Here is a 26602-nt window from a genome sequence, read left to right on the forward strand (position 1 = left end):
CGTACGCTTGTTTGACAGCTGTCAAATAAGCGTACGACAGATACTGAACAAGCGTTTGACAGCTGACAAACAAGAAAGAATACGGGACTTTGGGTATAGAAGTATATCTGTTACTTCTTAGATATCTACCAGTAAGTAGATAGGATATACCTTTTATACCACTATGCCACCAGGTACATTGGATGGATTTTGGGGGTAACTTATATCCGCACGTCGTTCGCTGCGTGACGATAAAATATGAAATTCATCATGTGGCAACCCTCATTGTCTTCATCGCCTTCATCTTCTATTAGCTGATTTACAAATATATAAATACAGACATGAAGGAATGAAGGAAAAAAAATAGAAAACTTTTGTTGGTGATAGCCATTGTTTCACTCCTTGTCAGATATGGCCATAACATCACTTCGCTATGGTACGTTGATGACACAGACCGGATAGATGAGCACTTATTAATTTCCTAAAATGTGATAGAAAACAGTGCCTCGACCTGGAACTTGCCATAATCGATCGGTTGTATCAACCGTACGCCGGTTGTCAGCGGGAAACTCATCCGGAAGACATTCCAGTCGAAAATCAGGTCGGTACCGAATGAACTTTGTGTTGTCCAGTCACGGCCTTTGGCAGCCTGATTACGGTTCAGGTCGTAAAATAGGTTGGCACGCAGGCGGCGGATATAAGCCAGTTGCCCGAGGCTGAGATCCGGTGAAAAGACTGAAAAAGCATAATCAGCCTTAAAGGCTATCTGCTGACGGGTCTGATACATGAAATTATATCCGCGAGGCTTATCTATCAAATGTTTGGGTAAATACAGGGTTTTATTGTCCACACTCTGGTATTGGTATCCCATACGCAACATCAATCCGTGATTACGCAGGATACCCGGCCAATAAGTCGTCAGGCGTCCGGCATACAGGCTTCCGTAGTTTTCCTTATTGAAAGGAGACTGGAGATACTGCAACCGCAACTGATATCCCCAGCGGGGCAGGATATCACGCTGGGCTTTCCGGCGGTAACTGTAAAACAATACTTCCGGCAGGATATACTGGAAATTGCTGTATGTACGGCTTTCATATTGCTGATACCTGTCGTTGGTAAAATAATAGGCAACCGCCGGTTGTATTCCCCGGATATAATGGTTGCGGGTAAGATTGAAAGGAAGGTAGACACGCGCCTCAGCCTCCAGCAAGGTGCGTCTTACGGTTGCCGCCTGTGCCACTTCCTTATCCTTGTCGTTGGTCACCCAGGTCACATCGAATGCTTTACCGCCATAATCGGCAGCGATATCGATGACCGGAAACCAACCTTTATAGGTAAATGATAATTTGCCATGATGTTCACCCTTACGATAATACCATCCTGCCTGCATGATAGCCGTGTTCAACGTATTTTGCGAAAGGACCATAACACCCGGTTTCACGATCGTACTCAGATCGTCAGCCCCCGTATTCATCGCTTCCGCCACATCATAATAGAAGGGGGCCCAACTATGCAACTTAAACGTATGCGCTCCTTTGCGGTAAGGCCGCGGATTAAACTCGACAGGAGTCAGTTTGGCTGAATCCAGATTGAACTGCTCCTGTTCAACCAGCGAAGTAACCAGCGAAGAATGATAAGGATCGCCCAAGTCCGCCTTTTCTGCTTCCAGGCTATCCACCGCCAAAGAACCGATACGATATCCATCTGCCTGGTAATCCGAATAAAGCAGTTTGTCTTTACCGGGAGTAAAAGCCGGATCGAAAGCCCCGAAACGGGCAGATGTCAACCGGTAAGTGGCCGTATCCGACGGATTCAGATAATAGATATTATTGGTTCCGTTGGCTCCCGATTCAAAAAACAGTTTGCCGTTGCTCCAAAGCGGGGCGGTAATATTTACGGAAGTGGTTGCCAGCAATTCACTCCATGCACCGGTCTGCGTATCCAGTTGCAGCAGACTTATGCCGGTAGCGGTTACGGCTACGGCAGTAATCATTCCATTATCATCGTAAGTTAGCTCTTTGATGAAGGCATTATCCGGAACAGTAAAATAACGCTGTTCCTTTCCCGTTGCCAGGTCGACCAGCACCAACTGGTTTTCACCGCTTACCGTAAAACGGGAAACGGCTGCCGTCCGGTTGTCCTTGTCGATAGCCGGAGCCAGATAACGCCCGCGGGGAGTAAGCATCGTCACCTTTCCCGTTTCTAAATCATATTGTTTTATAACGGAATAATTTTCATGTGTCCAACGCAGGCCCGGAACAATCTCTGTCCAGTACACCTTGTTGCCGGCCAGGTTCAAACGGCTGTTGATCGTTCCGAGATAACACAATCGCTTTTCCTTTCCGTTCGTTACCGAAACCAGCGAATTGATATCCTGCAAACCTGATTTAACGGCAATAACCGTCGAGTCGTTCACCGCCTGCGGATAACGGTAAGAAGTATATTTTCCGGGTTTCGGCGAAAGATAATCAGGAATAACAGCGACAGTGTCCATCTTCCTCCATTCGTCGCGCAAAAAGTCGAACGTCTCATTATACAGTCCGTCGATACTTATCCCGGCATTATGTTTAAAGGCATTGCTGAACATCGGAATCGCAAAGAAGCGGTTCACATACCGGGTGGTCGTCTTATCCCATATATCCGGTCCGAAACGGTGGCGGGCAAAAGAAGTCAGGTTATAACCCAATGCATAATAATCGCCCGTATAATCTTTATAAGAACCTAGATACCATTTATCGAACGAGTAATTCTTTCCTTCTCCCAGCATCTGGGCACGGTAAGGCATACTGAATTCCGGCAACCGCCCTCTACCGCCGTTTGACATGGAAGTCTCGGTTCCCACTGCATCGCCTTCCAGGAACCAGCTCGGCATGAAAAAGGCAGCAACACCCGCCGCCTGCTCACCGATTATATAATATAAAGGTTTGAACCAGCCACGCATCACCTTGCTTGTCTGGAGGACATGCCGCGACTCGTGCAGCACCAGATGTTTGTCCCAACTCACCCCATCGAGTTTGGAGGAAGGCGTCGTGATCAGTTCCATACGGCGTGGCGCCCATGATACCAATCCGTTGGACGACATATTGGCCGGATGGAGAATCACCGGAAATTTCTTCTGCATCCCTGTCCCGATCGTCTTCTGCAAATGTGGATAAGCATTTTCCAGATAAAGGGCGTAGTTATAAGCCATCGAATCATTACCCTGCGGATACACCAGGTTATAATGGGGCAACTTGACAATGTTCCATTTGAACCGTGCCGGATCGGAGCCGTAATCCAGAAACTGAGCCTGCATATGAAGACTAACAAACAGAGAAATCGCCACTAAAAAGATATATCGTGATACGGGTATCTGCATACTTATAGAGTTATAAACCGCAAAACTATAAAATATAACCAATCCGCTTTACATTTTCTACGGCAAAGTAGAAGGAAGAATACGTTAATTATTCCGTACCATCCGCACAGCACCGTGCGCAAACGAACGTAATTCGTGCGGATACACACACAGACTCCAACACCATACAGCCGATAACAACATATCCACCAAGTAGTTATCTATTTGGCACATCTTTTGTATTTTTCAATGTACAATTACAATTGAAACCATGTTAAAACATTACTTACTGATTGCTATACGCAACCTATTAAAATACAAAACACAATCGATTGTCAGCATCATCGGCCTGGCAATGGGATTTACCTGTTTTGCCCTGGCAACATTATGGATACGATATGAAATGACTTACGACAACTTCCGTGAAGGAGCCGAACGTATCTTCCTTGTCAGGAACGAAGACAAAAACAGCAAAGACGGTTTATCGACAGTCACCCCCTCCCCGCTGGCGGCTTACCTGCAAGAAACATTTCCTGAGATAGAACAGGCCGGCAATACACGGGGTGGCGATTCTGAATTCAAATATGAGGGAATTACCCATCAATCCAGTATAATAGATATGGACTCCGCCCTGATGAAAACATTTCCGGTCCGGTTGATAAGCGGAAACACCAATTTCCTGTTACCTGATAATAAAGAAATAGCTATCACCGAAGAACTTGCCGAAAAACTATTCGGTAAAGAGAATCCGATCGGAAAAGAACTGATGATTTATAATGAGAAAAGACCGGTCTGTGCAGTCGTCCAATCATGGGGAACACATACCAATATCCCCTTCGATATAATAGAAGCCAATCATCAATATGCATATTGGGGCGCTTTCAACTGGTCTACTTATATCAAAGTCAGGGAAGGGACAGACATCAAGGCTTTCAGCAAAAAGCTATATGAACATACGATTAAACAGGATCATACGCTACTGGAACATTTTGTATTGACACCGATCACCCGGCTGCGTTACGATCATCCGATAGAGGAAGCGACCGTTAAATTCAATCATATCCTGCTGTTTGCATTATCGGGCGGCCTGGTTATCCTCTGTTCGCTGTTCAACTATCTGACATTGTTCGTCAGCCGGATACGAATGCGCGGAAAAGAGATTGCCTTACGTAAAGTGTGCGGCTCCTCAGACCAGCATCTGATGGGTTTATTCTCCATAGAGTATTTACTGACCTTGCTGGCCGCCATTTTCATCGGCATGTTGCTGATCGAACTGGTATTACCGACTTTCCGGGAATTATCCGAAATCCATACGGCCACCAACGGAATCTACCTGGAAGCTATCTTTTATTCGCTTTTTGTGGCAGTACTGTCATTCTTTATCTCTTTATTCCCGATCCAATATTTCCGCCGCCAGTCGTTGAACGCTGCAATCAAGGGGACGGAGAAAGGGAACGGAAAGAATTATTTCCAGAAGTTCTTCCTGGTATTCCAGTTTATCATCAGTATCGGATTTATCTTCTGTACGGTCGTAATGATTAAACAGATACACTTCCTTTCACATTCCGACCGTGTCGTGGAACGGGCCGGAAGGGCATCTCTCGTATTCAGTACCAAATCGTCCGAAGCCAGTCTGCGGGAAGAACTGAAACAAAGACCTATGATTACAACAATTCTTCCGGGCAATCATAATGCTTTCATTCCTTTCACAGGAAAACAATATATGACAACGAAGGAATGGGATGAAAAACCGGCATCAGCAAATGAAATACGCTTGGAACTTATTCCCAGTGGCGAACAAATATGCAATTACTATAACCTGAAACTTCTGAGTGGTAAAATGCTAAAGGACGACGATCAAAAGGACAAAGTGATGATCAACGAAGCAGCAGTCCGGGAGTTCGGATGGCGGGACCCGATCGGCAAATATTTCCAAAAGTTCGATTCAACCCGTTTACAGGTTATCGGTGTTATACGCGACTTCTGTAAAGAATCGCCTACTATACCGGTGAAACCGATTGTGTTCACCGTTCAGGAATACTATTATTCGATCAGTTCCAGCGGAGTGCTGCTTTTCAAATTTCATGAAGGACAATGGCCGGAATGCAAACGACGGATCGACGCATTGATCAAAGAAAAGCACCCGGAGTTTACCTTCTACAGATTAGACAGTGCCGAAGAAGAGTATAACAAATTCCTCCAATCGGAAAATGCCCTGATCAAGTTGCTCGACTTCGTTACGGTAGTCTGCATCCTCATCTCTGTGTTCGGTATTTTCTCCCTGGTAACCCTCAACTGCGAACAACGCCGGAGAGAAATAGCCGTCCGCAAAGTAAATGGTGCTACTGCCCGAATGATTATACGCATGTTCTTTAAGGAATACATGTTGCTGCTTTGCTTGGCAGCATGCATCGCCTTGCCTGTCGGTTACCTCATCATGAAGCCCTGGCTGGAGAATTATGTGATACAAACAGAGATAAGCGCCTGGATTTATCCGGTTCTTTTGATCTGTCTCATATTTATTATTACCTTGTGCATAAGTTGGCGCATATGGAAAGCCGCAGGCAGGAATCCGGCAGAAGTGATTAAATCCGAATAAATTCAACGATTATATTATGAGCATGTTACAACACTATATCAAACTCGCATTCCGTAATCTGATAAAGTACAAATCACAATCCATTATCAGTATTATCGGACTGGCTATCGGCTTTACTTGTTTTGCACTGTCAACATTGTGGATACGATACGAACAGACTTACGACACCTTCCATAAGGGGGCCGACCGGATTTATCAGGTACGCGTTGAATCATATATGTCCAGCAGTGGCATATCGGAAATCACGCCTTATCCGTTAGCCGGTTTCCTGAAAGCGACATTTCCGGAAGTGGAAGATGCCTGCAATATGCAAGCCTGGGGGATGGCATTCAAATATAAAGGAAAAGAATATACTTCATTTAAGATCGGAGTCGATTCTGCGACAGTAAACATGTTCGATTTTCAGCTAATCAGCGGTAGTCGGGATTTTATGCTACAGAATAACAATAAACTGGCTATCACCGACCGGTTTGCCAAACAATTGTTCGGCGCAGAAGATCCTATCGGAAAAGAAATAGATATCTATGGAGATAAGGTCATCTGTGCAGTCGTTAAGCCCTGGGATACGCATAGTAATCTGCCGTTCGATTTTCTTGAATCAAACAGTTTCGGAAAAGAATGGAATGCCTCTGCCTGGCAAACATTTATCAGACTGCGGGAAGGTACCGATATTCAGGCATTCAGAAAAAAGCTCGATGAATATAAGACGAAGCCCGACCAAACATTTTCTGTCGATAAGATCGTACTGACACCTATTACCTCCATGCGCTATGACCGTCCCAATCGGGTGGTAACAGTCAAATACGAACATATCCTCCTGTTTGCCTCGGCAGGCGGATTGGTCATATTATGTGCCTTATTCAATTATCTGACTCTATTTATTACACGGATCCGGATGCGTAGCCGCGAAATTGCCTTACGGAAAGTTTGCGGATCGTCAGATAAAAACCAGATGGTTTTATTTGGAGTCGAATATTCGATCACCTTATTGCTCGCTTTATTCACCGGTTTAATCCTGATAGAATTAGCATTGCCGACATTCAGGGAGTTATCAGAAATAAAACTGGATAATATGGATATCTACCTGGCTGCCATTAAATATGCCGCAATCGTAGCCTCCCTTTCTTTCTTATTATCCTTATACCCGATCTATTATTTCAGGCAAAAGACACTGAATGCCATGCTAAAAGGTTCAACCGGAAGCAAAAGCAAAAATATATTCCAGAAAGTCAGCATGGTAGCACAATTCGTGATCAGTATCTGTTTTATCTTCTGCTCGGTAATCCTGATGAAACAAATCCACCATCTGAACCAGGCTGACTTTGGATTCGAACGGACAAACCGGGCCTGTATTAATACATATCCGCCCATCGACGGATTAAGAGAAGAAATGGCGAAAGTCCCATTTATAACCGAAATATTTCCCGATAGCATATCAGCCATCTTCCCCCGCTATGCCCGTTCTTATAGTACAATAGACAGATGGGATGGACGCCAGGATTCCACTGCTTCCGTCAGCTTAGAACAGTTCGACTGCAATCAGGCATACTTCAAATTTTATGGATTCCAACTTCTTGAAGGAGAGATCCCTGCTGATGGGAACAGCGATCATATATTAATCAACCAAGCCGGAATCAAAGAGTTGAATATGGATCACCCGATCGGGAAAACAATCGGAGGCGACAATCCCTGGATAATCTCCGGTGTCATTAAAGATTTCTATATTGCACCTCCGACAGTACCATGCAAGCCTGGCTTTATGGTATTCAAGAAAAAAACCGAATTTAACGACAGTTCCATCCTGTTCAAATATCAGGAAGGGACCTGGACTAACTGCAAACAACGGCTGGACGCATTAGTGAGAAAGCTAAATCCGGACGTCAGAAATTGCCGGATCAATAATATGGAAGAAGAATACGGGAAATTCCTGAAATCGGAAAACGCTTTGCTGATGATGCTGGATTTCGTGACGCTGGTCTGTGTATTGATCTCCTTGTTCGGAGTCTTCTCACTCGTCACCCTCGACTGTGAGAAACGCCGCAAAGAGATTGCCATCCGTAAAGTGAACGGCGCAGTAACACCTCATATCATGCAGTCTTTCCTGCTGAAATACATGCTTTTGTTACTGGTCGCCTCTGCCATTGCTTTCCCGACCGGTTACCTCATCATGAAACCGTGGGTGGAAAGTTATGTACTTCAGACCAACATTGACTTCTGGATTTATCCGGCAATATGGCTGGTATTAGCAGCACTCATCACCTTATGTACAGGTTGGAGAATATGGAGGGCAGCCAATCAGAATCCGGCGGAAGTTATTAAATCGGAATAAAAACAAGTAAAAGAAATGAAGGTACTCCTGTTAGCCATACGAACTCTCCTACGATTCCGGCTTTATACGGTAATCAACATACTGGGGCTGGCACTCAGCCTGGCCTGCTGTATATTGATATTCCGGTATGTCTACAGTGAAATGACCACCGACCATTTTATTCCGGATGTAGATAGAGTCTGCTACACTGTAATGGAAGACGAGATATCTCACCAGAAAACATTTTTCGGTCTGTTACCTGAATATGGATACACCCCTAATCCGCTGGAAGATCCGGCAGTTGAAATTAGTTCTACATTATACCTAAGACCGGGAGATCCGGTGACACTCAATAACAAAATATATAATGTCGCATCCTTAGCAACAGATACCAACTATCTGAAAATAGTGCCGATTCCCATCTTGAAATCATCCAAAAACAAATTGCTGGATAACCCTAAAGATGCCGTTATCACTGAAAATCTGGCACAGTTGTTATTCGGGAAAGAAGAACCAATCGGTAAACAAATAACGACTTCCATGGGAGAAATCGTGACTATTGTTGCCGTCATGGGAAAACCGGCAACCCGGTTTTCAATGCCATTCGACTTGTTAATATCGAATGAATCAGCCAACTACAGAAAATATCAAGTACCAAATTCATTAGTAAAATTACATAAAGGCAATTCCGCCGCCTCGGTTAATAAAAAATATAAACCATTCCGGAAAGTCGCTAATTTTCCCAACCGCATACGTATCTGTTTCTATCCGTTACAGGAGTTATATTTCGACCAAGAGGTTATAACATACCAGGACAACCGCCTGCAAGGGAATTATATGCACATACTTATTCTTTCTGCAATCGCCCTGTTAATCATGCTGATCGGATTATTCAATTTCATCAATGTATATACAGTGCTAATCCAAAAACGAGCACGCGAATTCGGGATGAAAAAAGTATTCGGGGCAAATATCCGGCAAGTAGCCATTCAACTATACACAGAAAATGTATGTATGACCACTGTCGCTTTACTTCTGGCATGGGTATTCATAGAAATAGGAATTACAGCAGCTGAAACATATCTTATGATACAGAGTTCTTCATATCTGTTATTTGATTTAGTTGTTTCTGTAAGCATATTGCTTTTGTTACCATTCATCACGGCTATATATCCTTTTATCAGGTACAATTATTCGGCTCCGGTCCAATCATTAAACATGATCGGGAGAAGCGGTGCATCCACTGTTTCCAGAAAAATATTCCTTTGCTTACAATATATAATAACATTATCTTTAACGGTCATATCTATTTACTCCATCCGTCAACTGAATTTCATGTTGACTACCGACCCGGGATACCAAACGGAAAATATCATAAAAGTGTCCCCCATCAAGGCCCCTAATGGAGGTAATATGGGGATGTGGAATAAATATAATCAGATAACGACTCAACTGGCAAGAAATCTGAAAAATAATCCTTTGCTTATAAAACAATACAGTTTTTGTCCCTCCCCCATTAGCCACCCGGGACAAAATAACTGGGGACATATTCCCGGAGGAGAAAGGAAAAAGATCGGTAGCAAGATGAGTAATGAAAGTTATTTCCGCATGCTGGGGATAGAAGCCATCGAAGGTAGATTATGGAATGATTCCATTGATAATGAATTGGATTTATCCGTCATTATCAATGAATCTGCCAAAAAAGAATTGGGTATTTCCGATATCGACAAAACTCCGGTTATCATGGATCATTTACTTCTCTACAGCTCATTAATGGAAGGGGAGCCTGTTCCCAGATACAAGATCATTGGAGTCATCAAAGATTTCAGCACAAGACATTTATCCAAAGGATACGAACCGATCATTTTCTTTAATTATGAGGGATCTCCGCAATCAGGTCTTTTGATCAGTATCCAGCCGGATAAGAAACAGGAGGCGATCAATTATATTCAAGAACTGTATCACGAATCGTGCGGAGATGAATTTCATTATTCATTTCTAAAAGACGAGGTATTATCTGTCTATGATGAAGACAAGCAGCTGGTTCGTATCGCTTCTTTCTTTGCAGCCATAGCCATCTTGATTTCATCTATGGGATTGTTCAGCCTCTCCCTATTCGATATACAACAAAGGTTCCATGAAATATCTATCCGGAAAATAAACGGGGCTACAGCTTCAACGATCAGGAATATGTTATTTTTCAATTATGGCAAATTATATGGGATGGCCTGTCTGGTTGCATTGCCATTGGCGTGGCTGGCCATTACTCTATATATGGAGCATTTTGTCTATAAAGTAAATCTAACCTGGTGGATATTTGCAATCGCAATTTTATTGACCGGTGGAATCTCGTTCTTCACGCTAACCTGGCAAATACGAAAGGCAGCCCGTACAAATCCGGTAGAAATCATACGTTCCGAATAATAAATACATGACAAATATGAAACAGTTACTATGTCTACTCACCAGTCTTTCCGTATTCTTTGCCTGTTCCACCCCTAACAGCAAAGACAGTGTAAAAACGTATAAAGCGACTACGGATATTACAGGCAAACTATCCGGCGAAGTTATTTTCGCCGGACAAGGGATACATAACTATTACGATGTAGCGATTACCAACGATTACTACGCGTTTATGGACTATTATAGCGACACGCTTCTGCAAATAAGAAGTAAAAAAGATTTATCGCTTCACGGAATAGGAGAAAGAGAAAAAGACACTTTTATAATCGCCTATCCGTCTTTTACTAAATATGATTATATCAACAAGAATAATAAAAACAAGGTATCTGTCTGGGACAACGATTCACGTAAATTGAAACGCATGGATCTGGATCAAACACCTCCGGCTCTTTCTGCGGAATTAGAGTATATGTCCGATTATGGCTTGGAAGACGCTTGCACGAACTGTTGTATCACTTCCAAGGAATTATATGCCGTTCAGTTCAATCCCCGCAAACCACAGGTATTCTTTTCGTCCAATAAAACAAACGGACAATATGCTGTTCCGGGTTATCCTCAGATCACGGTTCCGATACCGGCAACAGTCCTTCAAAAGGGGTATGCCAGCGACCTGACACTCAACGAGGAAAAAGGAGTGATCGTCGCCGCCCTGCGATTTATCGACTGTGTCAACTTCTACGATATGAATTGTGATATGACTGCATCGGTTTCTTTTGCTGATTATTATACCATACCGGTTCCCGATATTTCCAATAAATACTTGGATGCAGAGCAGAGCAAGAAATGTTTCATCGACATTTGCAGTTCAGAACAATATGTATTCTGTCTGTTCGACGGATCGACAAACTTTACCGGTAATTCGGTTATTTACGTATTCGATTGGGACGGCAAACAACAAGCCGTATTACAAGCAGACCGCAATTTACGGAAAATAGCCACAGAGAAATCCGGCGAGTATTTATTAGCTTTGTCTCCCAACGGGCAAGGAGGCAGAGATGTTATTAAATACAGCTTAAAGAACAAAATCTGACTCTGCATCCGGTCGAAGTCATAAAAAGCGAATAACGAAATAAATAACTGATAAACATTCACCAGGCATGTTGCAACACTATCTTATCATAGCCATACGTAATTTCTTCAAATACAAATTGCAGACCGTCATCAGCATTGCCGGTCTGGCTATCGGATTGGTATGTTTTGCATACGGCATCAACTGGCTGAAATATGAAACCTCATACGATGGCTTCTATCCGCAATCCAAACAGATATACATGCTCTACGGGGTAGACAAACAGACCGGCAAGAAAACGGAAGAACTACCCCTGATATTGGCAAGAAGATTAAAACAGGATTTCCCGGAAGTAATAGAAACGACACAAATATACGGGAATTTTGCATCTGATTTTTCCTACAACGAGAAACGTATATCGAATCCCGACGAAGTATTTATCGACGAAAATTTCTTCTCCTTCTTCCCCCCAAAAGTGATTTGCGGGAGAAAAGACAATATCTTACAATCATTAAGCGACATCGCGATAACCCGTTCTTTTGCCGTTAAACTGTTTGGCACTCCCGAAAAAGCACTGGATAAAATAATAAGCAGTGCTTACGAAAAAAATATCAGGATTGTTTCCGTGTTGGAAGATACACCTGATAATTCCCAGTTTAAAGGAGATGCCTTCGAACTGGATCGACACGCACGAATGGCAGAACAAGAGATACCGGAGGCAAACCAGTGGATGTATCTGAATGCTAAAATATATCTGTTGCTGGATAAAAACACGCATATCGACGCATTCGAAAAAAAGATAACAGACTACACCTCTATCCACAAATACAATGAGACCATCTTTTTGAAGCTGATACCCGTCACAGCCGTCCGGCATACATTCGGCAGCGAATTGTCCTTTAATCTTACTTATATCCAAACTTTTGCTATAACCGGATTATTATTGCTTCTATGCGTATTTTTCAACTTTATCAATCTGCAAATCAACCGGACCTATATACGAATCAAAGAAATGAAACTGCGCAACGCTATCGGAGCCAGTAAAAAAGAAATGATCAGCCAGCTATTACTGGAATATTCATTGATGATATTTATAGCTACTTTATTTGCTTGGAGTTTAATGGAAATTACATTTCCCCTGTTCAAGCATATTTTCCATACGACAATTGATAGTAAAGAGTTGTATGTCGATATGATCAAAATCTCATTATTCAGTTGGATAATCACTCTTTCGATCTCGCTCCCTATATCATTCCGGTTTATCCGAACCTCTCAACTACTGGTATCCGGTGGTGTTGCACCTCACCGGAAAAGCGGGTTTCGCAAAATAGCGATGACAATCCAACTGGGTATCTGCGTATTTTTTCTGATGTGCGCTTTCATCCTGCTTAAACAAACCTCTCTGATGAAAAACAAAAATCTAGGATTCGAAAAAGAAGGCTTGATACAGATTACCATGCTGAATGATGACAGAGAAGGTACCGCACGTGAGATCGCATCCCTTCCCATCGTAAAAGAACTGGTGGTTGCATCATTTTTCTCTATCATGCACGAACCTTATTCATTAACAGAAGTAGAGTGGGAAGAAAAAAGCCCGGATACTAAAGTGAATTTTCATATGCTGGAAGTCAGTAAAAACTTCCGGTCCGTATTCCAGATACCTTTATTAAAAGGACGGGAGCTTGAAGACACAGATCTGGCCAAAGGAAAAAGAAGACGGTTGGTGGGTTCCAAAGCACTTATTAACGAAGAGGCTGCACGCATCATGGGATATCAAGATCCGATCGGGAAAAAGATCAGCTTTTGGAACAACGAACAACAGGACGTAGAAATAGTCGGCTTAGTAAAGAATTTCCAATCCACCAGCCTGAGAAATCCGATTCTCCCTGTTGTCATTATATTAAATCCTTCCCAGTGGCGTAGTTACTTTTACTATGTCAAAGTAAATCCGGGGGATGAACAAACCGCCATCAAAGCGATCCGGAACGTTTACAAAAAACATACTTTCCCATACGACCAGCAACCGGAAATAACGACGGTCAACGATGTCTTGAAAGAGTTAAGCCGGTCGGAAGATGCCAGCCTGCAACTTTTCTCACTGCTGGCGATACTTTGCACACTCATCTCGGTCTTCGGACTATACTCCGTATCCTCCAGCAATATCACCCAACGGCGGAAAGAAGTAGCTATCCGGAAAGTGACGGGGGCATCCTCCCGAACGATTATCGGCATGTTTATTCGCGAATATGTATCTATTGTAATAGTAGCCAATTTGATCGCTTTGCCTTTAGCCTGGTTATTCATGCGCGGATGGCTGGAACAATATCCATACCGGATCAATATCAGTGCCTGGATGTATCTGACCATCCTGTTGTTCACAAGCATACTGATCATTTGCACTGTTCTTTACCAAACTTTAAAAGCAGCAAAAGCGAATCCGGCTGTATCGATAAAATCTGAATAAAAAGTGCATATACGAACAATCACTGTGCGTATACGCACTTACCCAAAGAAAAACAACGAATTACAAATCGTTAGTTATCATATCATTATAACATTGGCACATATTTTGTATTAAGATCAAAACAAATTACCATTAAAAGAGAATCATGATACGACACTATATCACTATCGCTTCACGCAATTTTATCAAATACAAATTGCAAACACTTATCAGCGTTATCGGACTGGCCATCGGACTCGTCTGTTTCACCTACGGGATGAAATGGCTGGAATACGAAACCTCGTACGACGGTTTTTATCCGAAGTCCGAACAAATGTACACACTCTACGGCATCAACAAACAAACCGGAAAAAAAGAGAGAAAATTACCACTCGTTCTGGCCCGTAAACTCAAACAAGATTTTCCGGAAATAAAAGAAACGGCACTGGTATACGGAAATTTCGGTTCTACCTTTAAATATAACGATCAGATACTGGAAGACCCGGAAGAAATATTTATCGACAACAACTTCTTTACCCTTTTCCCCAGGAAAGTTCTCAGCGGCCGGCAAACAAATCTGTTACATTCGCTGGATGAAATTGTCATAACCCGATCTTTTGCTCTCAAATATTTCAAAAGCCCGGAAGATGCGATCGGGAAAGTAATGAAAAACGGATACCGGGAAACACTCACCATCGTGGCGGTAGTGGAAGATGCACCTGCTAACTCCGCATTCAAACAGGATGTCTTCGAGTTGGATAAGTTCACTACTGAAATGACGGACAGGATATCGGAAGACAGACAATGGAGTCAATTTGAAAATGAAATTTATCTGCTGTTGGAAGACAAAGCCAGTGCAGATGTATTCAGAAAAAAGTTGCAAACCTATCTGGAGAAAAACAACTACCTGAATACACTTGCGGTAAAGATGATTCCGTTAACAGATATGCGGCATACTTTTGGAAGCGAATTATCGTTCAACTTATCCTATATCCGCACTTTTGCCATAACAACCATTTTGCTATTACTGTGCGTATTCTTCAATTTCATCAATCTCCTTCTAAACCGTATCTACCAGCGCATAAAAGAGATAAGGCTCCGAAATTCGATCGGTGCCGGTAAACGGGAGCTGATCATACAGCTATTGACCGAACTCACATTACAAACCAGCATAGCCTTTGTTCTGGCCTTTTGTCTGCTGGAACTCACTTCTTCGCTGTTCTGTAAAACCTTCGATACGAAGATAGCCGACCCTGATTTTTATACGAGTTTGATTATAATCACTTTAGTCAGTTGGGGGGTATTGATAGTTGTCTCATTCCCCTTATTACTGCGTTTCATACGAACATCTTCACTGATGTTGTCCGGAGGTATTTCTGCTAACCGGAAGGGTTCGTTCCGCAAGGTCAGCATGACTATTCAACTCGGTATTTGCGTATTCTTCCTGATGAGCACCTTCATCATGCTCCGACAGATTTCATTAATGAAACATAAGGACCTGGGATTCCAGAAAGAGGGGCTGATTCATATCACAATGGATTACCATGACCGGTCCGGAATCACCCACGAACTGGCAACCCTTTCTATAATCGATGAGTTTGTAGAATGTAGCATCTTCTCCATCACCCACGAACCTCATACACAAAATGAAGTACACTGGGAAGGAAAGCCGGACGATTTCAATCCGAATTTCCAGGTAATCAAGGTAGGCGGTAAATTTCTGGATGCATTCAAAATAACCTTATTAAAAGGTAATTTTATAAATGAAGGCGACTCAGATCCGGAAGACTGGACCACGCCGGGTAACACAGCCGTCATCAATGAAGAAGCCGCCCGGATCATGGGAATAGACAACCCGATCGGAAAAAAGATCAGCGTATGGAACGGTGTTATTTACGGAGACGGAAAACGAGGACAAAAAGAGCTGGAGATAGTAGGCATCGTCAAAGACTTCCAGGCGGCCAGCCTCCGTAACCCTATACTCCCGGCGATTATCACGCTCGACGGGAGTAAATGGAACAGTTACTGCTATTATGCCCGTGTGAAACCCGAAAATGAACAGGCTGCCATCAAAACAATACGGACAGTCTTTGAGAAGCACAAGGAAGAAGGAGATACAACTCCCAAAATACAGACAATGACAGATGTTTTCAACCAGTTGAACAAATCGGAGGATGCCAGCCTGCAACTCTTCTCCCTGCTGGCCATACTCTGTACTTTGATCTCGATCTTCGGAATCTATTCCGTTTCATCCAGCAACATTGCACAACGTCGGAAAGAAGTAGCCGTACGCAAGGTGATGGGCGCCTCGTCGAAAACAATTATCAGCATGTTCTTCAAAGAATATCTGACAATCGTAGTCATTGCCAATGCGGTTGCCCTTCCACTAGCCTGGTTGTTTATGCACGGATGGCTGGAACAATATCCTTATCGCATCAGTATCGGTTTATGGATGTATGCCATAGTATTGTTAGCAACAAGCGCTTTGATTATCTGTACCGTCCTTTACCAGACACTGAAAGCGTCTGAAACGAATCCGGCCGAAGTCATAAAAAGCGAATAAAAAATTAATCTTATGATACGTCATTATTTAAAAGTCACTTTCAGGGAATTTGCCAAATATAAAACCCAATCACTGGTCAGCATTATCGGACTGGCAATCGGCTTCACGGCCTTTATCCTGGGCGGTTACTGGCTGTGGTGGGAAACACATTTCGATAACTTTCATCCGAACGGCGACCGGCTTTATTGCCTGACCACCACCGGACTGGTGAAAAAAGCAACCGGAGCGGATGCCGACCTGGACCAGTTACATATGAACGATCTGGCCGAACTAACAAAACTATTGCCTGAGATCGAACAAGTATGCAAATTCGCAAACTGCAATTTCACGATAAAAGAAAATAATAGCAGCAAATATATTTACGGGCTTGTCTGCGATCATTCCTTTTTCGAAATGTTCCGTTCCGACTTTGTCGCCGGGACATACAAAGGGACTGTCCTCGACGGCCAATCGGTTGTTCTCACCCAAAGCACGGCTATGAGATTTTTCGGAACTACCGATTGTATCGGAAAAGTCTTTGATTTAACAGGGCAGTATCGCCCTACCATAGTCGGAGTGATCAAAGATTATCCGGATAATTCAGACTTTATCTTCGAATTCCTTTTAATCGATCGGGTAAAACCGATGACGCACGTAAACCGAAATAAAACATATGTACGTTTACACCGGGACTCTAATATCAAAAAGGTAAAAGAAAAACTGGCAGCCTATAAAAGCCATGCTGATGATCCTTATGGAACCGAACATGTAGACCAATGGAAAATAAACCTGCGAACACCTTCGGAAGTCCATTTATATTGCCATCCCGAACTGGATAACAGGATACGGAACATTCATATCCTGGCACTCGCCGGTCTAATGGCCTTCATGAGTGCCCTTATGAACCTGCTGGTCCTTTTTATCGGACAACAGCAACGGAAGAAGAATAAAAACAGGACATACCTTTGTATCGGGGCTTCTACCAAAGAAATGATGCAAAAAGGCTGGACGGAATTATTCCTCCCCATGTTCATCGCTTATTTATTGGCATTCTGCCTGATTGAAGTCATTTATCCCTATTATGACAGTTACACCACCTGGAATCGTTACGGAATGTACGAAGGCGTATCCCGCCATATCGACCAATCGGCATTAGTGTTTAATGCGATAACAGCAATCCTTGCCAGTACGCTATTATTCTGGATAATTACTTATCTGCCGATCCGCAGGATACTTTGCAGCCCTGGCACTCAGTCCGTTGCTCTGAAAAGAGGATTAATAGCCGGTCAGATATTTATCGGTTCGCTGTTCTTCATTACATCTATTATTCTTTTCATGCAATTGCATTTTATTCTGAACAAAGATAAAGGTGTAGAGTATGAAAATGTGCTTCAGATGGATATGGGATACGAAAATGCATACGAGAATGACCTGAGAGTTCTCGAACCGGAGTTACGAAACCATCCTTATATACAAGAAGTCTGTTACACAGCAGTAAACTCTCCGGTATTTACGGAACAAGGAGACTGGTATGGAACAGAAATTATACATTTATCATTTGATCCGGCCGAAACTGATCCGTTCCGGGAAGATAACCTGATGCTAGTCAGTAAAGAATTCTTTTCACTGTTCCATATCGGCCTGAAAGAAGGAAAATGGCTGGACGAGAGTAATCCGGGTTCTTATCTCGTCAATGAAACCGGTTACCGTCAGTTGGGTTATAAAGACTTATTGGAAAGAAGCATTTACAGATATGATGAAAAACAATATTCGGCAACTACCCAAAAAGTATCGGGCATAATAAACGATTACATTTATGCTCCTATGCAATTTCCTGTATTAAGTATCTTTTTCCGTCTTTATACCGATAAAGATGCAAAGAATTATACGCCTGTTCAATACTTCTATGTCCGTTATCTCCCGGGACATAAAAAAGAAGTAACCGAACATATCAAGCAGGTAGCCAAAAAGTTCAACGTAAGCGGAGTGACAGACACTAGTTTATGTACTCCACTAACGGATTTAGTGGATAAGTTCAACCAGCCGGAGAAAGTCATTTTCAGTGTATTCAGTATTATTGCAATCCTTTGTATCCTGATCTCCACTTTCGGTATTTACTCCCTGGTCAGCCTCTCCGCCCAACAACGTAAAAAAGAGATTGCCATCCGCAAAGTGAACGGTGCGACTTTTTACCATATCCTGCAATTATTCTTCAGGGAATACCTGATATTGGTCGTGATCAGCAACCTGTTTGCCTTACCGATAGGCTATATCCTGATGAATCGCTGGCTGGAAACATATGCCAACCACATCCACCTGACGATATGGCCTTTCATCGCCGTATTCTTCATTACTTGCGTGATTGTCCTCCTTTCCATCTTCCGTCAGGTAAAGGAAGCAGCACTGGCAAATCCGGCGGAATCGGTAAAAGCGGAGTAAAAAGATTATGATATCAAAAAATATGAACAACTGCGCGATATACTGCGAACAGCCCGTATCAATCCGGCAGAAGTAATAAAGACCGAGTAAACGCTTCCGGTTTCCTATGTAGGAAACTGTAGTTTCCCTAGCAGGAAACGCGCGTTCCCTCGGTAGGAAACCGCAGTTCCCCGCCCAGGAAACTAGCGTTCCCTAAACACGGAACTACGAGGAAACTGTAATAAACTAACAATCAGCCACAAGACTCCAAATCATCACGATCAATATTTGATCACATTTAAAGGGAAGAATTGGATAAGATTACTATTACATTAACACTTCCCAAAAAGAATTAATATTTTAATTCAACGGGGGAAATTATGCCGGATATAAAAGAATCTTTCCTACTTTCGTATATCCATTTAACCGGAATATATATTTTAATAATCAAGCATATGAAAACAAACTTTTTACTCACTTTGTTAACCGGACTACTGGTTTTTACCGCCTGTTCGGAAAAGCCTGCAACGACTTATACCATAAACGGTACTATCCCCGACAACTCGCTGGACGGACAAACGATCTATATCTATAACCGTAACAACAATAACGTCTATGTAGACAGCACAGTTGTAACAGGAAATACGTTCACCTTTACCGGAAAAATGGACACCGCAGCTTACTGCCGTATCGATGCCAGCCGTGAATATTATGTCAATTTCATTCTTGAAAACGGAACAATCAATCTCGACCTCAGCAAACCGGTAACTCCGTCGGGAAGCCCTCTGAACAATGAGATTGCCCGTTTCTTTGCAGCACAGGACAGTATGTCTGCCGTGATCGATACCAAACGACAGGAATTTATGAAACAGACAGAGGATAAAGCCGAACGCATGGAATTGCAAAAGAACTTTTTCCAGAATGAATGGAAACCGGCTTACCTGTCTATGCTCGACGGTTTCTTCAACAGAAATCTGGATAACCCGATCGGTGCTATCGCACTGAATTATATGGACGGCTATCTTTCGCCGGACGAGATAAAAAACAAACTGCCTCAACTGAGCGAAGTAGTACGCAACACACCGAATATGCAGGAAACGATACAACGTTTCAACGCTTTGGAGCAGACAGCCGAAGGAAAACCCTTCGTCAATTTCACCATCGAAACGAAAGACGGTAACAAAGTATCCCTGTCCGACTATGTAGGAAAAGGCAAATATACCCTGGTTGATTTCTGGGCAAGCTGGTGCGGACCGTGCCGTGCCGAAACTCCGGTATTGGCAGAAATCTACAATCAATATAAAAACAAAGGTCTTGAAGTGTTGGGCGTAGCCGTATGGGACAGTCCTGAAAATACCCAAAAGGCAATAGAAGAACTTAAAATCACCTGGCCGCAGATTCTGAACGCCGGTGATAAGCCGACCAAACTATATGGTATCAACGGCATTCCGCATATCATTCTTTTTGGTCCCGATGGTACGATTATCTCCCGTGACCTGCGTGGCGATGCAATGAAAGCAAAGGTAAAAGAAGTCATCGAAACTAAATAAACCCAAATACGATGCAGTATTTCGACTTCCCGCACATTTCAATAAATAGAATATGTACGGGAAGTTGAACTTTTTAGATGAGTAAACGAATAATTACATTACTATTAATCTGCCTGAGCAATACGGGATACCTATATGCCCAATGGACAGAAAAGGACTCGGTATGGCTCCGGAATATACTCTCCGGCAAGGAGAAGCTGGAACTGAATCCCGAAGCGTTGAAAGCTATCCGGTCAGGTACGCTGATCAATACGGAAGAACCGGCTTCAAATATGATCATGTCACCCGAACTATCACCCGCACAATCCATACAAAAAGATTTCACGGAATACGTTCGTCCCAAAGATACCGACTATAACCCTAACCGTAAAGTGGACCCGAAAGACCTTCCTCCCGCCGTATTCATGTTATACGGAATGAATAAGCCATTACCCAAAGTGAAAATGCTGGGATCTTTCCAGGTCTCACCGGGAATCCGTGCTGAAGCCCGAAAGCCGTCCGGCATCTCGTTCGACGATATGTTACAACAGGTTTTTATGCCCAGTGCACGTTATAAAAGGAAAAATGCGCAACGCTGGCGGACTCAGAAATATTATAATAATTATCCGTAATCACAGTAGTAGAATATTTTTTTATACTTTTGTTACCCTATTAATAAAGGTAAAGTCAAATTTATAAATATACAATTTAAAGGATAAAATGGAAAAAATCATTTCGTATCCGCTTTCAGTCATCTATTATTTGTTATTTGGGATTACACTGGTGTTCTTCCATGTGGTACAGTGGATATGCTTTAACCTGTTCGGTTACAAAGCACATAAAAAGAGCGTGGATGTCTTGAGTTTTTTCCTGGTTTTCAACACCTATATTCTGGGAACAAGATACAAAATAAGCGGGTTGGAGAAACTCCCGACCGACTCGCCCCTGATAATTGCTTCGAACCATCAGAGCCTCTACGATATAACCTCTATCTGCTGGTTCATGCGCAAAGTTCATCCCAAGTTTATCAGTAAAATCGAACTGGGCAAAGGTATTCCCAGTATTTCGTACAACCTTAGACATGGCGGCTCCGTCCTTATTGACCGGAAAGACCCGAAACAGGCATTGACAGCCATCCGTGTAATGGCCGAATATATTGAAACAAACAAACGCTCGGCAGTAATTTTCCCGGAAGGGACACGAAGCAAAACAGGCAAGCCCCGTCCTTTTGCCGAAAACGGATTGAAAATCCTCTGTAAATATGCACCATCGGCCTACATGGTACCGGTCACGATCAACAACTCATGGAAGATGACAAAATGGGGTTCCTTTCCTTTGGGAATCGGCAACCGTATCGAACTCATCATCCACGACCCTATTCCAGTGAAGGCTAAGCCCTTCGCCGAACTCTTTGCCGAAACCGAACAAACTGTGATCCGCAGTATTAAAGTGTAATTTTTTTTATTTGTCATGCAGTATTTCATAATTTGTCCGTTTTATAATTAAAGACTATTAATAAATTAATCGGATAAGATGCAGCATTTCCTTGAAATATTGCGTCTTAAGGTTAAGAAATAATACAAAAAAAGACGGACAATTATGACTAAATTACAGATACTGGCACTTTTGCTTGCCTCATTGGCACTACTATTCTTCACCTCCTGCGACAGCGAAGACTTCCAGGAGCCGGATGTGTATAAGGTGACTCCCGACCTGCGGTTGAGGATTAACCAGGGGATGAAATTATCCTCCAAATCCGAGAGAAGAACATTTAAGGAGAAATTCGACTTATTCCAGGAGAAATGTGATGAAATGGATCACATAACTTCTCCGTACACTTATATGGAAACGGAAGAATATAAGGATTTTAAAAACTTTCTCCTTTCTTCCTCACCCCATATCTATTATCTGCTGATGGATAAATTCCTGAAAAGCAGACTGAGCTTTTTCTCTAACATCATCAGTGATATTCTCGTATCATCCAAACCGGCTATTGCCGATCAGATTGCGGAACAGATGAAAGCAACCGGCACTTTGGAGGAAAGTTTCTATCTCTATCCTCAATTATGCCTGGATATATGGCTCGATGCATTAGATACCCAATAAATATAAACCATCCCCTCAATGACGATCGCAACTACACATATATGGACTTTACTAATCTGCCTCCTGTTTTTCATAAGCGGGATTACCAGTTGCGACTCTTCCGATCTCGACAAACTTCCGGTTAACGAGAATCCGGAAGTGGCATTCGTTAATGACGATGTCCCCCAAAGATTGTCGCTTAACAATGCCCGGCTAAAACGGATGACCTCGCCAGCCAGCGACTCCGCTTATTCCGGCAAGATTTACGAATATAATGACGAGGGTCAATTATCCAGGATTTCTAACTGTCTGTTTGAAGGGGAAACAATTATCGACACTCTCGGCTACAATGTTTATCAATATAATGTAGACAAGCAGTTGGTCATGACTACCAATTTTAATGCGAACAAAAATACCTCTACAGGATTTATCAATCTTCAGACACAGGTATATATCTATTCGAATGATGGCAAGTTGGAGAAAAAAATCACCTATTATCCGATGATATCCCAGTCGGAGTATACATTATATAAATACAAAAACAATATGCTTGACCGGAAAGAGCATTACGGGACTTCGGGAGTATTGGAAAACTATACGACCCACTCGTATGATAAGGTCGGCAAACTGATTCTGGAATGTCATTATATGGCAAACAACCAGTTAATCAACTATACACAGCATTCTTTTATCGACGGATTGAATACCCGTTCAGTGACTTTCTCCCCGACCGGTGAAGCCCTGAGAAAAGTGATCAATACATACGATAGCAATTATAACCTTATCCGATCCGAATCGAGCGAACTGGTATTATACAGTTCAAGATCAAACTTCACGGCACAATATGAATATGATAATGCTCAATAAGCATATTATGCCATTATACGATCTTACACTTTACTGTTCCAGCCACCAGTCGATCATCTTCCGCGCAAGGCTGAGTTTACGAGGTAACTCAGGCAGATTATCCTTACTAAAGAAAGCGCCTTCGCTCAATTCCTCATCCTGTAAACGGATCGTGCCGCTTACATAGTCGGCTATAAACCCGACCATCAGGTTACTCGGATAAGGCCAGGGCTGATTCCCGAAATAGGTAATATTATTAATTTCCAATCCTGTTTCCTCCATAACTTCCCGTCTTACACATTCTTCCAGCGTTTCTCCCGTTTCAAGGAAACCGGCAACCAGACCATAGAAAGAACCTCTGAAATTCCGGGCATGGACTAGCAGGATAGCATCACCTTTGCGGATCAGTACCAATATCGCCGGAGAGACTACCGGATAGATTTCATATTTACAGTTTGGACACTGTTTGGAGATAGTTGTCTGTATGACAGTTTTCGTTCCGCATGAAGGACAAAAGCGGCTGTGCTGGTCCCAATAAATCAACTCATACGCTTTTCCGGCTATTTTATGTAAGACAGGATCGAGGTAATCGTAGGATGCCCGCAAACCCATCGGAAAGTATTCAGCCGTTTCTTCCAGTGGTGTATCCACAGAGGCCGTACAAGCCGGCATATCCTCCAACAAATTGACTTCCAGCACATTCTTAACCGGCACAGGAGGATTGATATTATAAGGAATTGTATATGTTTCACCTTTTTTCTGAAGCAGCAACTGGTCGTTGAAGAAAATAAACCAGTATACATTATTTACATTGCTCATCACTTTTTACTTTTGAACGGCACAAATATACTGACTAATGCAGGATATACATCAAAAAAATATTCCTATTTAAAATATTCTTCCGGCTCAATCGTCTACAACAATAGAAGGCATGTCTTACTAATAGATTTTTAATTATTAAAACGGAAACGAAAAATGTTCGGAAGAAAGAGAAAAGAAGTCATATCTTTACAAGTCTTTGCTTATGAGTGTAGTGGATGCGGACAGTGTGTAAAGAGATGCCGGAGAGAGGTTTTGAAAATGGTGAATAACGGTAGTTGCAGCTATGCTACGGTGGTCAATCCCGAAAGCTGTGTAGGCTGCGGTAACTGTGTCGATGTCTGCAAAACCCATGCAATTGAATTAATAACAGAGTAATAAACATATTAAATTAAATAACAATGAGAAATCCGGGAGTATTCAGAGGAGCGTTCATCATTTTATTTTTTATAGGGCTGTTTGCACTAGCCAGCCTGGGAGTTATGTATCTGTGGAACTGGCTGATACCGGCTGTTATCGGCTGGTCGGTCATCAACTACTGGCAGGCACTTGGTTTGATGGTTCTTTGCCGGCTGTTATTCGGAGGGTTCAGAGGGTTTGGACATTTCGGTCCTTTCGGTCATCATCCCGGAGGCTTTTTCTTCGGTAACAGGGAAGAGCATAACCGCTTCCACGAGCAGATGAGAAATATGCCCTGGGAAGAGCGCCGGGAACATATCCGCAGACATATGGCTGATTTCCGTAATGGCAGATTTAATACACAGGAGCCGTCTTCAGGTGATAATGCCCAATGAAAGAAATAGTTCAAAACCGCTCCGCTTCGGAGCAGAACACACGGGTTGCGGATATCTTCCGGAAATACCAGGCACAGCTGAAAGGTTTTATTTCCAGGCGTGTGTCCTCCAAAGAAGATAGTGAAGATATCCTGCAAAACGTATTCTACCAGTTCATGAAATATGACCAGGAGGACAGTCCGATCGAACAGATCGCCGCCTGGTTATATTCTGTGGCCCGCAGCCAGATCATCGACCGCAGCCGCAAACACCGGGAAGAAGAAATGCCCTATCTCTCCGCCAACGAAGAAGACGGCACTTTCCTGAAAGAACTGGCGGAACTCATGCCCGACGAAGACCAATCGCCGGAAATGGATTATATCCGTTCTACCGTCTGGGAAGAGTTGGAACACGCATTACTGGAATTGCCGGACGAGCAACGGGCCGTCTTTGAACTGACGGAACTGGAAGGCATTCCGTTCAAAGAAATTTCAGAATCGACCGCCATACCGGTTAATACTTTGATTTCCAGGAAAAGATATGCAGTCTTGTTTCTCAGGAAAAGATTATATAATCTATATGAAGATATTTTGTAAACAACTTGTTCCCTAAAAGTGCGTTTCCGAACTATATCTGTGCGGATATGCACAACGCCGAAGAGAATCTAAAATTTCAACACAATATAAATCAAACACTTACAATATTGGCACAGCTTTTGTTCTTTCATTAGTAAATTAAAATTCTTATACTCATGATTAAGACAGTAGCATTAGAAAAAATCTTCCGTACAGAGGAAGTTGAAACTTGGGCCTTGAACAAGGTGAACATTGAAGTTAAAGAGGGAGAGTTTGTAGCAATAATGGGGCCTTCCGGTTGCGGTAAGTCTACGCTGCTGAATATCCTGGGATTACTGGACAACCCGACTTCCGGCGAATATTACCTGAACGGGATAGAGGTTTCCAAATATACGGAAGCACAACGTACAAAATTGCGTAAAGGGATTATCGGCTTCGTATTCCAGAGTTTCAACCTGATCGACGAATTGAACGTATATGAAAATATAGAACTTCCCCTGCTTTATATGGGTGTTTCGGCTTCCGAACGCAAACAGAAAGTGAAAGAGGCCATGGAACGTATGGCAATCGTCCATCGCGAAAAACATTTCCCTCAACAGTTATCCGGAGGTCAGCAACAGCGCGTTGCCATAGCCCGTGCCGTAGTAGCCAACCCCAAATTAATCCTTGCCGATGAGCCAACCGGTAACCTGGACAGTAAAAACGGCCAAGAAGTAATGAACCTGCTCAACGAACTAAATAAGGAAGGAACAACCATCGTCATGGTAACCCACAGCCAGCATGATGCCGGCTATGCTTCACGCATCATCAACCTGTTCGACGGACAGGTGGTAACGGAGACGGTAATCTAATTACAAATGTTACAAAAGTCAAAGAG

Annotated in this window: 19 protein-coding genes; 16 read left to right on the forward strand and 3 right to left on the reverse strand. The window is 42.8% G+C overall.

The window, feature by feature from the left end; genetic code table 11:
• Positions 1-460: 460 nt before the first annotated feature.
• Positions 461-3337 (reverse strand): TolB family protein, encoded by a 2877-nt coding sequence (locus tag NBH14_RS04415; protein WP_222622109.1) that lies wholly within the window; start codon positions 3335-3337, stop codon positions 461-463.
• A gap of 84 nt (positions 3338-3421) precedes the next feature.
• Positions 3422-3550 carry a hypothetical protein gene (locus NBH14_RS28645; RefSeq protein ID WP_255502305.1) on the reverse strand — a complete coding sequence of 43 codons (129 nt, stop codon included), beginning with the start codon at positions 3548-3550 and terminating at the stop codon, positions 3422-3424.
• A 37-nt stretch (positions 3551-3587) separates the two neighbouring features.
• On the opposite strand from NBH14_RS28645, the gene NBH14_RS04420 reads away from it, so the two are divergent.
• From NBH14_RS04420 to NBH14_RS04475, 12 genes are all read left to right on the forward strand, one after another.
• On the forward strand, positions 3588-5915 hold the full coding sequence (locus NBH14_RS04420; protein WP_186959936.1) for an ABC transporter permease: 2328 nt from the start codon (positions 3588-3590) through the stop codon (positions 5913-5915).
• A 16-nt stretch (positions 5916-5931) separates the two neighbouring features.
• Positions 5932-8244 (forward strand): ABC transporter permease, encoded by a 2313-nt coding sequence (locus NBH14_RS04425; RefSeq protein WP_186959937.1) that lies wholly within the window; start codon positions 5932-5934, stop codon positions 8242-8244.
• A 15-nt stretch (positions 8245-8259) separates the two neighbouring features.
• On the forward strand, positions 8260-10647 hold the full coding sequence (locus NBH14_RS04430) for an ABC transporter permease (RefSeq protein WP_186959938.1): 2388 nt from the start codon (positions 8260-8262) through the stop codon (positions 10645-10647).
• A 16-nt stretch (positions 10648-10663) separates the two neighbouring features.
• A complete protein-coding gene (locus NBH14_RS04435; RefSeq protein WP_186959939.1) occupies positions 10664-11716 on the forward strand; it encodes a BF3164 family lipoprotein in 1053 nt (350 codons plus the stop codon).
• Between the two features lie 67 nt (positions 11717-11783).
• Entirely contained in the window at positions 11784-14159 is a 2376-nt protein-coding gene (locus tag NBH14_RS04440) for an ABC transporter permease (protein WP_250817159.1), read from the forward strand.
• A gap of 145 nt (positions 14160-14304) precedes the next feature.
• The gene (locus NBH14_RS04445; protein WP_186960275.1) at positions 14305-16701 is read left to right on the forward strand and encodes an ABC transporter permease; all 2397 of its coding nucleotides are present in this window, start codon (positions 14305-14307) and stop codon (positions 16699-16701) included.
• 12 nt (positions 16702-16713) lie between these two features.
• Positions 16714-19119, forward strand: a complete 2406-nt coding sequence (locus NBH14_RS04450) for an FtsX-like permease family protein (protein WP_186960276.1) — start codon at positions 16714-16716, stop codon at positions 19117-19119.
• A 434-nt stretch (positions 19120-19553) separates the two neighbouring features.
• On the forward strand, positions 19554-20648 hold the full coding sequence (locus tag NBH14_RS04455) for a redoxin domain-containing protein (protein WP_186960277.1): 1095 nt from the start codon (positions 19554-19556) through the stop codon (positions 20646-20648).
• A gap of 77 nt (positions 20649-20725) precedes the next feature.
• Complete coding sequence (locus NBH14_RS04460) at positions 20726-21259, forward strand: DUF4858 domain-containing protein (protein ID WP_186960278.1); 534 nt, start codon at positions 20726-20728, stop codon at positions 21257-21259.
• An 88-nt stretch (positions 21260-21347) separates the two neighbouring features.
• A complete protein-coding gene (locus tag NBH14_RS04465; RefSeq protein WP_186960279.1) occupies positions 21348-22082 on the forward strand; it encodes a lysophospholipid acyltransferase family protein in 735 nt (244 codons plus the stop codon).
• Positions 22083-22226: 144 nt separating this feature from the next.
• Complete coding sequence (locus NBH14_RS04470; RefSeq protein WP_128133285.1) at positions 22227-22733, forward strand: hypothetical protein; 507 nt, start codon at positions 22227-22229, stop codon at positions 22731-22733.
• A gap of 18 nt (positions 22734-22751) precedes the next feature.
• The gene (locus NBH14_RS04475) at positions 22752-23579 is read left to right on the forward strand and encodes a hypothetical protein (RefSeq protein WP_186960280.1); all 828 of its coding nucleotides are present in this window, start codon (positions 22752-22754) and stop codon (positions 23577-23579) included.
• Positions 23580-23609: 30 nt separating this feature from the next.
• Here the strand turns inward: NBH14_RS04475 and nudC are convergent, their stop codons facing one another.
• Positions 23610-24377 carry an NAD(+) diphosphatase gene (nudC, locus tag NBH14_RS04480; RefSeq protein WP_186960281.1) on the reverse strand — a complete coding sequence of 256 codons (768 nt, stop codon included), beginning with the start codon at positions 24375-24377 and terminating at the stop codon, positions 23610-23612.
• Positions 24378-24533: 156 nt separating this feature from the next.
• On the opposite strand from nudC, the gene NBH14_RS28650 reads away from it, so the two are divergent.
• From NBH14_RS28650 to NBH14_RS04500, 4 genes are all read left to right on the forward strand, one after another.
• Complete coding sequence (locus NBH14_RS28650; RefSeq protein WP_010801667.1) at positions 24534-24755, forward strand: 4Fe-4S binding protein; 222 nt, start codon at positions 24534-24536, stop codon at positions 24753-24755.
• A gap of 23 nt (positions 24756-24778) precedes the next feature.
• Positions 24779-25171 (forward strand): hypothetical protein, encoded by a 393-nt coding sequence (locus NBH14_RS04490; protein WP_186960282.1) that lies wholly within the window; start codon positions 24779-24781, stop codon positions 25169-25171.
• Positions 25168-25746 (forward strand): RNA polymerase sigma factor, encoded by a 579-nt coding sequence (locus NBH14_RS04495; protein ID WP_186960283.1) that lies wholly within the window; start codon positions 25168-25170, stop codon positions 25744-25746. The genes NBH14_RS04490 and NBH14_RS04495 overlap by 4 nt, the downstream gene beginning before the upstream one ends.
• 155 nt (positions 25747-25901) lie before the next feature.
• Positions 25902-26576 carry an ABC transporter ATP-binding protein gene (locus tag NBH14_RS04500; protein ID WP_007655383.1) on the forward strand — a complete coding sequence of 225 codons (675 nt, stop codon included), beginning with the start codon at positions 25902-25904 and terminating at the stop codon, positions 26574-26576.
• Positions 26577-26602 lie beyond the last annotated feature (26 nt).

This window comes from Parabacteroides caecihominis, from assembly GCF_023656785.1.
Lineage (GTDB): Bacteria > Bacteroidota > Bacteroidia > Bacteroidales > Tannerellaceae > Parabacteroides > Parabacteroides segnis.